General features: G+C 69.7%; 10 protein-coding genes. 5 read left to right on the plus strand and 5 right to left on the minus strand.

Annotation, left to right across the window (positions count from 1 at the left end; genetic code table 11):
* Positions 1–357 precede the first annotated feature (357 nt).
* A complete protein-coding gene (locus FKV25_RS03075) occupies positions 358–546 on the minus strand; it encodes a 30S ribosomal protein THX (protein ID WP_141517330.1) in 189 nt (62 codons plus the stop codon).
* A 142-nt stretch (positions 547–688) separates the two neighbouring features.
* On the minus strand, positions 689–1,102 hold the full coding sequence (locus tag FKV25_RS03080; RefSeq protein WP_141517331.1) for a MerC domain-containing protein: 414 nt from the start codon (positions 1,100–1,102) through the stop codon (positions 689–691).
* 91 nt (positions 1,103–1,193) lie between these two features.
* Here FKV25_RS03080 and FKV25_RS03085 point away from each other — a divergent pair, with 91 nt between their 5' ends.
* From FKV25_RS03085 to FKV25_RS03095, 3 genes are all read left to right on the plus strand, one after another.
* The gene (locus FKV25_RS03085; protein WP_141517332.1) at positions 1,194–3,401 is read left to right on the plus strand and encodes a TonB-dependent receptor; all 2,208 of its coding nucleotides are present in this window, start codon (positions 1,194–1,196) and stop codon (positions 3,399–3,401) included.
* A gap of 12 nt (positions 3,402–3,413) precedes the next feature.
* Positions 3,414–3,920 carry a DUF2938 domain-containing protein gene (locus tag FKV25_RS03090; RefSeq protein WP_141517333.1) on the plus strand — a complete coding sequence of 169 codons (507 nt, stop codon included), beginning with the start codon at positions 3,414–3,416 and terminating at the stop codon, positions 3,918–3,920.
* A 92-nt stretch (positions 3,921–4,012) separates the two neighbouring features.
* Entirely contained in the window at positions 4,013–4,633 is a 621-nt protein-coding gene (locus FKV25_RS03095; protein WP_141517334.1) for a hypothetical protein, read from the plus strand.
* A 23-nt stretch (positions 4,634–4,656) separates the two neighbouring features.
* Here FKV25_RS03095 and FKV25_RS03100 read toward each other — a convergent pair whose 3' ends face one another.
* On the minus strand, positions 4,657–5,154 hold the full coding sequence (locus FKV25_RS03100; RefSeq protein ID WP_141517335.1) for a transcriptional repressor: 498 nt from the start codon (positions 5,152–5,154) through the stop codon (positions 4,657–4,659).
* 118 nt (positions 5,155–5,272) lie between these two features.
* Between FKV25_RS03100 and FKV25_RS03105 the strand changes: the two genes are divergently transcribed.
* A complete protein-coding gene (locus FKV25_RS03105; protein WP_141517336.1) occupies positions 5,273–6,340 on the plus strand; it encodes a linear amide C-N hydrolase in 1,068 nt (355 codons plus the stop codon).
* Positions 6,341–6,361: 21 nt separating this feature from the next.
* Here the strand turns inward: FKV25_RS03105 and gltX are convergent, their stop codons facing one another.
* Entirely contained in the window at positions 6,362–7,759 is a 1,398-nt protein-coding gene (gene gltX, locus FKV25_RS03110) for a glutamate--tRNA ligase (RefSeq protein ID WP_141517337.1), read from the minus strand.
* Between the two features lie 135 nt (positions 7,760–7,894).
* Between gltX and lpxH the strand changes: the two genes are divergently transcribed.
* Positions 7,895–8,635: a UDP-2,3-diacylglucosamine diphosphatase gene (gene lpxH / locus FKV25_RS03115; RefSeq protein WP_141517338.1), complete on the plus strand. Its 741-nt coding sequence runs from the start codon at positions 7,895–7,897 to the stop codon at positions 8,633–8,635.
* Positions 8,636–8,665: 30 nt separating this feature from the next.
* Here lpxH and FKV25_RS03120 read toward each other — a convergent pair.
* The coding region (locus FKV25_RS03120) for a ferritin-like domain-containing protein (protein WP_141517339.1) at positions 8,666–9,259 on the minus strand (594 nt) is incomplete at its 5' end.

A 9,259-nucleotide genomic window follows, 5' to 3' on the forward strand; every position in this document is an offset into this window, starting at 1 on the left:
GGAAGCCCTTGATCTTGCCTTGGCCTCAAGTCTCCCCTCGCACGATGGATTGCGCGAAGCAAAACCCATCGTGCCTCATGCGTACGGCTGCACGACGGTCGGTTTCGCCTTCGGCTCTACCCACCCTACGAACAGTATCGCCTCTCCCATGGGCCGTCATGCTGGAAGTCCCGGCTGCGTGGCACGAGGGATATCCCCGATCCTGAGTGCGATGCCTTGGCCAGATCAATTGTCCGCTGGCAAACACGGCGCCAGGGGATTTCGCGACCTGACGTGTGCGCCCCGGACCTGGATGAAGAACCAAGAAAAAGCCCCGCCAGAGCGGGGCTTTCCGGTACCACGGACGGCGCGGGGCGCTCACTCCTTGGTGGCAGCCTTCTTCGCCACGACCTTCTTGGCCGGCGCCTTGGTCGCCTTGGTGGCCTTCTTGGCGACAGGCGCGGAAGCCGCGCCGGTGGCCTTGGTCACCGCCGTGTGCGAACGGGCGTTGCCGTAGCTGGAGTTGTAGCGCTTGCCCTTGGCGGTCTTGCGGTCGCCCTTACCCATGTTCTTGCTCCTGGAACTGTAGAAAAGAATCTATCGAAACCCATGCCGCGCGGGCGGACGGGTGGACACTCGGTCACGTCGCGAGGTCGCGAATTCTACCATGCGCGAGGCCCGCGCCCGCCTAGACTATCCACTGGGCCGCTCAATGCGAGCAGGTGGCGTCGTGGACGTGGCCGTGGTTCAGCCGCAGGTTGGACAGGTGCGCGAGTCCGACCAGGGTCCCGCCGAAGGTCATCGCGACCGCATGCGGCAGCACGCTTTCGTGCAGGGGGCCATAAAGGACCCCGATCCACAGCACCAGCAGGCCCGGGACAAGCAGCGACAGCGCCCGCACCGCCCGGTGCCGGCGGTAGCCCCAGACCAGGGTGAACAGGCCCAGGCAGGTGGCGAAGACCACGAAAGCGAACTCGAAGCCGTCGTCGAACCAGCCCGACACGCCCAGGCTCGGCAGGACCGCGATCAGCAGCGGCAACAGCGCGCAATGGGCGGCGCAGACCAGGGAGCCGAAGGCACCCAGGCGGTCGAGCAGGCGGTGGCGGGGGGATGGGGGCGACATGGCCATGACGAATGGGAGGGGCTGGACATCGGATTGTTATAATATAACATTCCGTAACTTCCTGCTGCCACTTTAGCCGATCCCCACCCCGATGCCCATGTCCGATACCACTCCATTCAGCCGCCGGCACCGCCGCCTCCCGCTCGTCGTGGCCCTCGCCCTGGCCATCCCGCTGGTCCACGCCCAGGAGCCGGCCGAGCACGAGCACGATCCGGTCGACCTCGACTCGGTCCAGGTCCGGGCCAGCCCGCTGCCGTCCACCGCCGAGGAACTCACCCGGCCGGTGGAAGTGCTGGCCGGCGAACGCCTGGACGAAGCCAAGGCCAACTCGCTGGGCGAAACCGTGTCGCGCCTGCCCGGCGTGCAGTCCTCCTATTTCGGGCCGGGTGTCGGCCGCCCCATCGTGCGCGGCTTCGACGGTGCGCGCGTGCAGGTCCTCAACGACGGCCTCGGCGCCGGCGACGTGTCGACCGTCAGCGTCGACCATGCCGTCAGCATCGAGCCCTTCCTCGCCAACCAGGTCGAAGTACTGAAGGGCCCGGCCACCCTGCTCTACGGCAGTGGCGCGATCGGCGGCGCGGTGAACGTCGTCGACGGCCGCATCCCCGAGCAGGCCACCTACGCGCCGCTGGAAGGCCGCGCCGAGCTGCGTGGCGGCACCGTCAACGACGAGCGCACCGGCATGGCCCGCCTGGACGGCACGTCGTCGGACGGCCACCTGGTCTTCCATTTCGACGCCCTGCATCGCGAGACCGGGGACTACGACATTCCCGGCCACGCCGAAAGCGAAGGCGCCCACGAGGCCGACCCCGACCACGACGAGGAAGGCGCCAGCGGCACCCTGCCCAACAGCGCCCTGCGCACCGACGCCGCGGCGCTGGGCGTGTCCTGGGTAGGCGAGCGCGGCTTCGTCGGCGTCGGCTACAGCCTGTTCAACAGCCGCTACGGCGTTCCCGGCCACTCGCACGGCGAGGAGGAAGACCACGATCATGGCCACGACGACCACGACGACCACGACGACCACGACGACGATACGCACGAGGAAGAGGGCGCGGTCAGCATCGTGATGGACCAGCGCCGCGGGGAACTGCGCGGCGGCGTCGAGGACGTCGGTCCGTTCGCGTCGATGCGCGTCAAGCTGGCACGCACCGAATACACGCACACCGAATACGAGGGTGACGAAGTTGGCACGGTGTTCGACAACGACAGCACCGAGGCCCGCCTTGAGCTGACCCACCGGCCGCTGCTGGGCTGGGACGGCGCGCTCGGCCTGCAGTGGGCGGACCGCGACTTCCGCGCGATCGGCGACGAGGCCTTCGTGCCGGCGTCGGCGACGCGCGACACGGGCATCTTCTGGATCGGCCAGCGCGAGGCCGGTCCGCTCAAGTTCGAGGTCGGCGCGCGCCACGACCGCAACCGCATCGACGTCGACGAGGCCCGCGCGATCGGGCCGGACCGCAGCTTCGATGCCACCAGCCTGTCCGCCTCGATGCGCTGGAACATCAACCCCGACCTGCACCTGTCGGTCGGCCTCGACCGCGCGCAGCGCACGCCGGTGGCCGAGGAGCTGTACTCCAGCGGACTGCACGTGGCGACCGGCAGCGTCGAACTGGGCGATCCGGGCCTGAGCGAGGAAACCGCGAACCGTGCCGAGCTGGGCCTGCACTGGCACCACGGTCCGTTCAAGCTGGGCGCCTCGATCTACCATGTGCGCTACGACGACTTCATCTACCTCGCCGAGACCGGTATCGACGACGGCGGCCCCGTCCGCGCCTGGACCCAGGACGACGCACGCTTCAACGGCGCCGAGGCCGAGGCCAGCTGGGCGTTCGCCGAGAACGCCAGCGGTCGCTGGGACCTGCGCGTGTTCGGCGACATCGTCGACGCCGAGCTCACCGGCAGCGGCACCCGCGAAATCGACATCGCGGTGCCGCATGGCGACCACGACCACGACTACACCGTCTCGCTGGCCCGCGGCGGCAACCTGCCGCGCATCGCCCCGGCCCGCCTGGGCGGCGAGCTGCGCTGGGAGCGCAATGCCTGGCGCGCGTCGCTGGGCGCGATCCGCTACGCCGAACAGGACGACGTCGCCCAGGGCGAATCGCCGACCCCGGGATACACCCTGGTCGACGCGCACCTGGCCTGGCACCTCGACACCGCCTCCGGTGGTGCATGGGAGGTCTTCCTGGACGGCAGCAACCTGCTCGACGAGGAGGCCCGCGTGCACAGCTCCTTCCTGAAGGACCTCGCGCCGCTACCCGGTCGCGGCGTCGCCTTCGGCGTGCGTGCGTTCTTCTGAGGCCGCCGGCCCATGGACGACACCGCCCACCTGCTGCTCCAGGCCGTCGTCGCGGGGACCGTGGCGACGGCCCTCCTGGACCTGTGGACGCTGGCCCTGCGACGCCTGGCCAGCGTCCCATCGCTCGACTGGGCGATGGCCGGACGCTGGGTCGGGCACATGCGCCATGGACGCTTCGTGCATGACGCCATCGCACGCGCGACGCCGGTCCGCGGCGAGCGCATGCTGGGCTGGGGCCTGCACTACGCCACCGGTATCGCGTTCGCAGGCGTGCTGCTGGCCATCATGGGCCCCGCATGGCGCCAGGCACCGACCCTGCTGCCCTGCATGGTGATGGGCCTGGCGACCGTCGCCCTGCCCTTCCTGCTGATGCAGCCGGCGATGGGCCTGGGCATCGCGGCATCCCGCGCACCGTCGCCGGCCCACGCCCGCATGCGCAGCGTGGTGACGCACGGCATGTTCGGCCTGGGCCTGCATGCCGGTGCATGGACCGCGAGCGCGATCGTCGGCGGGGGCTGACGCACGCCCGCCCAGCGAGAGCAACGGATCGCTAACACCTCGCGACGCCCGCCGCGGCAGAATCCCGCGCAGACCCCCGCCATGGTGCATGGATGCCCGCGAGCCCACGTTTCCGCCACGCCCCGGACGAACGCGCATGGATCGCGCTGGGCGTACTGCTGCTGCATGCCTGGGCGGTGTCGTGGCTGCTGTCGGCCAGGCAACCGTTGCCCATCCCCGGGGCGCTCGGCGAAGACGTCACCCAGGTGCATTTCATCCGCCCGGCGCCGGCACCCGTGGCGCCCGCCCCCGCCACGCCCGTGCCGGCCCCCGACGACGCGCCGCGACCTTCGGGGTCGGAACCCCTCTTCGCGCCCACGCCTTCGACGCCGGCGCCGGGCGAAAGCGGCCTGAAGGTCGTCGAGCTGCCCCGAACGCCGCCTTCCACCCTGCGCCTGCCTGACGACTACGTACCGATCGATTTCCGCGCCAACCATGGCGTGAACCGGCAGGGCCCGATCCTGGACGCACGGACCACGCGATTCGCCGACGACTGGGCCACCGACGGCGATCTCGTCGAGAAGCTCAAGGAAGACCATGTCGCGGTGCGGATCGCCCTGGGCCTGTTCGGCGGGCGCGATACCTGCACGCGCGAGGCGATCCGCCAGCGCCGCGCCGATTGCGTCGGCGCGGACTTCCAGCCGGAGCTGCACGAGGCCGTGCAGGGCTACTGAGAGGACATCTCCCGTCGCGGCATTCAGCGCCGAGCGGCGTCCGCCGCGCAATCGGCGCAGACCCCATGGACCTCGAGCGTCTGCGCCTGCGGCACGAAGCCCAGCGCGCGGGCACGACGGTCGAGCGAAGCGACGATGTCCTCGTCCTCCAGTTCCGTCGCCGACTGGCACTGGTCGCAGATCAGGAACGGCACTGCGTGCGCCTCGGCGCCGGGATGGTGGCAACCGACGAAGGCGTTGATCGACGCGAGCTTGTGGATGAAGCCGTGCTCGAGCAGGAAATCCAGCGCGCGATAGATCGTCGGCGGCGCCGCGGCGTCGTGCGTGGCCTTCATCTGGTCCAGCAGGTCGTAGGCCTTCATGGGCCGTCCTGCGTCGGCGATCAACTGCAGCGCGTGCGCCCGGATCGGCGTCAGCCGCAGGCCGCGCCGCTCGCACTGGAGCTCCACCTCGCGTACGAAGCCGGCGGCGTCGTGGACATGGTGCTTGGGATCGGTGCAGGCATGCGGGGACGTGGCCATGTCCCCATGATGGTGCCGGGGGCATGCTGATTCAACCATCACGCGTCGGGGATACAGTAGTGCGATCCGTACCCCGCTTGCCTGACATCCCCGCTCCGTCCCGACCGAGGAAACCCGCATGTCGCACCAACTGCGCCTGCCGTCGCTCGCACTGGCCGTCGTGCTGGCCCTGGGTGCCCTTCTCTCGCCCGCCTCTTCGAACGCCTGTACGCGCCTGGTCTACCTCGGCGTCGATGGGCACGTGATCACGGCGCGCTCGATGGACTGGAGCAGCGACATCACCACCCACCTGTGGATGTTCCCCCGCGGCATGGCGCGTTCCGGCCAGGCCGGCCCGGGTTCGCTGGCCTGGACGTCGAAATACGGCAGCGTCATCGCGTCGGGTTACGACATCTCCACCACCGACGGCCTCAACGAAGCCGGTCTGCACGCCGCGGTGCTGTGGCTGGTGGAGTCCGAGTATCCGCGACCCGATGGCCGCAAGCCCGGGCTGGCGATCTCCCTGTGGGCCCAGTGGGTGCTGGACAACTTCGCGACCGTGGCCGAAGCGGTCGACGCGATGTCGCGCGAGCCGTTCATCCCGGTCACCGACAACGTGCCGGGGCAGTCGCGCCTGGCCACGCTGCACCTGGCCATCTCCGATGCCAGCGGCGACAGCGCGATCGTCGAGTACATTGGCGGCCGCCAGGTCATCCACCACGGGCGCCAGTACCAGGTCATGACGAATTCGCCGACCTTCGACGAGCAGCTCGCGCTCAATGCCTACTGGAAGCAGATCGGGGGGACAGTGATGTTGCCGGGCACCAATCGCGCGTCCGACCGCTTCGCGCGCGCTGCGTTCTACGTCGAGGCGATCCCGAAATCAGAAGACGTCGTGGAAGCGGTCGCCAGCGTGTTCAGCGTGATCCGGAACGTCTCGGTGCCGTACGGCATCAGCACCCCGGGCCAGCCCAACATCTCCTCCACCCGCTGGCGGACCGTCGCCGACCACAAGCATCGGCGCTACTTCTTCGAGTCGGCATTGACGCCGAACACGTTCTGGGTCGACCTGGACGCGATCGACTTCTCGGAAGGCGGCGGCACCGTGCGCAAGCTCGACCTGGGCCCCAACCAGACGCGCACCTATTCGGGGCGAGCCAACGACGACTTCGTGGAAACGCCGCCGTTCGAATTCCTGGGAATTTGACCCGCTGCGGAACGCTGCTGTTCAGGCGATCCGGGCGAGCGCCGCGTCGATCCGCGCCAGGGCCTCGTCGCGCCCGGCCAGGTAGACCGTGTGCGAGATGTCCGGGCTCACCTGGGTGCCGGTGATCGCCACGCGCATTGGCTGGGCGACCTTGCCCATGCCGATATCGAGCGCCGTCGCGGTCGCCTGCAGGGCTTCGCCGACCGCCTCGACGTTCCAGTCCTCGATCGCCGCCAGCCGGTTGCGCGCCTCGGCCAGCGGCGCACGCGCCTTGTCGGTGAGGTGCTTGGCGACGGCGGCCTCGTCGTAGGCCTCCAGCGGCTCGAACCACACGCGCGCACGCTCGGCCATGTCCTTCAGCGTCTGCACGCGGTCGCGCAGGGCCACCACGATGTCGGCCGGCGCGGGGCCGCGCGCCAGGTCGCAGCCCTGGTCGAGCAGGTGCCACTCCAGGTGCCGGCCCACCGCCACCGGATCGTCGGTCTTGAGGTACTGCTGGTTGAGCCAGCCGAGCTTGGCCGGGTCCAGGCGCGAGGCCTTGGCGTTGACGTCCTTGAGGTCGAACAGGCGCGTCATCTCCTCGATCGAGAAGATCTCCTGGTCGCCGTGCGACCAGCCCAGCCGCACGAGGTAATTGAGCAGCGCGTGCGGCAGGTAGCCCGCGTCGCGGTACTGCATGACGTCGGCCGCACCGGTGCGCTTGGAGAGCTTGGCGCCGTCCGGGTCGAGGATCATTGGCAGGTGGGCAAAGTGCGGCACCTCCGCGCCCAGGGCCCGGTAGATGTTGATCTGGCGCGGGGTGTTGTTGACATGGTCGTCGCCACGGACGACGTCGGTGATGCCCATGTCGAGGTCGTCGACCACCACCGCGAAGTTGTAGGTGGGGAAGCCGTCGGAGCGGAAGATCACCAGGTCGTCGAGCTCCTCGTTGCTGATCTCGATGCGGCCCTTGACCTTGTCGTCCCAGGCAACGGTCCCATCGAGCGGGTTCCTGAACCGGATCACGCGGTTCGGATCCTCGCGCAGGGCTTCGCCGCGGTCGCGGTAGGCGCCGTTGTAGCGCGGCTTGCCGCCGGCGGCCATGGCCGCCTCGCGCATGGCTTCCAGCTCTTCCTTGGTCTCGTAGGCGTAATAGGCGGTGCCATCGGCGACCATCTTCTCGGCGACCTCGCGATACCGCGCCAGGCGCTGGGTCTGGTAGAACGGACCCTCGTCGTAGTCCAGGCCCAGCCAGGCCATCGAGGCGAGGATCGCGTCCATCGCGGCCTGCGTGCTGCGCTCCTGGTCCGTGTCCTCCACCCGCAGGATGAACGCGCCTCCGCGTCGACGCGCCTCAAGCCAGCAGTACAGCGCGGTGCGCGCGCCACCGATGTGCAGGTAGCCGGTGGGACTGGGGGCGAAACGGGTGCGGCAGCTCATGCGGGACTCGGTCATGCGGGCGGATCGCGCATTTTACCGGAAGGGGACGCGGGCATGCGCCGGTCCACGGCGTCCGCCCACGCTCGCCACGAGCGCCCGACTGGCGGCGACGACGCGGTCGCCTACAATTCCCCCATGGCCACCCTCTTCATCTCCGACCTGCACCTGGACCCCGAGCGCCCGCGCATCACCGAACTGTTCGTGCAGTTCCTGCGCGGCGAGGCGCGCGGCGCGGATGCGCTGTACATCCTCGGCGACCTGTTCGAGGCCTGGGTCGGCGACGACGACCCTTCCGAGGTCGGCACCACCGTCGCGCGCGAGATCCGCGCCCTGGTCGAATCGGGCGTGCCGGTGTTCTTCATGCACGGCAACCGCGATTTCCTGCTCGGCACCGACTACGCGAGGCAGGCCGGCATGACCTTGCTGCCCGATCCGGCCGTCGTCATGCTCCACGGCCGACCGGTGCTGTTGTCGCACGGCGACCAGCTGTGCACCGACGACCTCGCCTACCAGCAGTTCCGCCGCCAGGTGCGCGACCCCCGCTGGCAGGCGCAGTTCCTGTCGCAACCGCTGCCCGCGCGCCTGGCCTTCGCCCGCCAGGCACGCGAAGCCAGCGCGCGCCACCAGTCGGGCCTGAAGGATGAAGGGACGATGGAATCGATCACCGACGTCGCCCCGGCCACCGTCGCCGACACCCTGCACCGCTATGGCATCGGGACCCTGGTGCACGGGCACACGCACCGCCCGGCCGTGCACGCGATCGAACTCGACGGCCTGCCGGGCGAACGCATCGTGCTGGGGGACTGGTACGAACAGGGCTCGGTCCTGCGCGTCTGCGAACAGGGACACGCGCTGCAGGCGTTGCCACTGGCCTGACGTCCTGGGTGGCGCATACCCGCACCGCGCTCACTCCACGGCCTGGGACAGGGCCTGGAGCTCCTCCTCGCTGAAACCCGCGGCGCTGCGCGCCGGCAGGTTGAACGGCCCGTGCAGCACCGCGCGCGCGTACTCGACCAGCAGCTCGCGGAACCGCGGCGCGGGCTCGACGCCGGCGCGCTCGCAGTACCAGTTGAACCAGCGCGAGCCCGCCGCCACGTGCGCCACCTCCTCGCGGAGGATCACCTCCAGGATGTCGGCGGTCGCGTCGTCGTGCAGGGCGCGCAGCTTGGTGATCATCCCGGGCGTGACGTCGAGGCCACGCGCCTCCAGCACGCGCGGCACCAGCGCCATGCGCGAGAGCCCGTCGTGGGCGGTCTTCTCGGCCATTTCCCACAGGCCGTTGTGGGCGTCGAAGTCGCCGTAGTCGTGGCCGAGCTCACGCAGCCGCCCCTGCAGCATCGAGAAATGCCGCGCCTCGTCGGCGGCGACGGCCACCCAGTCGGCGTAGAAGGCATCGGGCAGTCCGCGGAAGCGGTAGACCGCGTCCCAGGCCAGGTCGATGGCGTTGAACTCGATGTGCGCGATCGCGTGGATGAAGGCCGCGCGCCCTTCGTCGGAGCC

The sequence above is a fragment of the Marilutibacter aestuarii genome (assembly GCF_006546775.1).
Taxonomy (GTDB): domain Bacteria; phylum Pseudomonadota; class Gammaproteobacteria; order Xanthomonadales; family Xanthomonadaceae; genus Marilutibacter; species Marilutibacter aestuarii.

Excerpts from the sequence above, each read along its gene's own strand:
- FKV25_RS03075 (WP_141517330.1), bottom strand. The coding sequence starts at position 546 with ATGGGTAAGGGCGACCGCAAGACCGCCAAGGGCAAGCGCTACAACTCC.
- gltX (WP_141517337.1), bottom strand. The coding sequence starts at position 7,759 with ATGAGCTGCCGCACCCGTTTCGCCCCCAGTCCCACCGGCTACCTGCAC.
- FKV25_RS03080 (WP_141517331.1), bottom strand. The coding sequence starts at position 1,102 with ATGTCGCCCCCATCCCCCCGCCACCGCCTGCTCGACCGCCTGGGTGCC.
- FKV25_RS03085 (WP_141517332.1), top strand. The coding sequence starts at position 1,194 with ATGCCCATGTCCGATACCACTCCATTCAGCCGCCGGCACCGCCGCCTC.
- FKV25_RS03105 (WP_141517336.1), top strand. The coding sequence starts at position 5,273 with ATGTCGCACCAACTGCGCCTGCCGTCGCTCGCACTGGCCGTCGTGCTG.
- FKV25_RS03095 (WP_141517334.1), top strand. The coding sequence starts at position 4,013 with ATGCCCGCGAGCCCACGTTTCCGCCACGCCCCGGACGAACGCGCATGG.
- lpxH (WP_141517338.1), top strand. The coding sequence starts at position 7,895 with ATGGCCACCCTCTTCATCTCCGACCTGCACCTGGACCCCGAGCGCCCG.
- FKV25_RS03100 (WP_141517335.1), bottom strand. The coding sequence starts at position 5,154 with ATGGCCACGTCCCCGCATGCCTGCACCGATCCCAAGCACCATGTCCAC.
- FKV25_RS03090 (WP_141517333.1), top strand. The coding sequence starts at position 3,414 with ATGGACGACACCGCCCACCTGCTGCTCCAGGCCGTCGTCGCGGGGACC.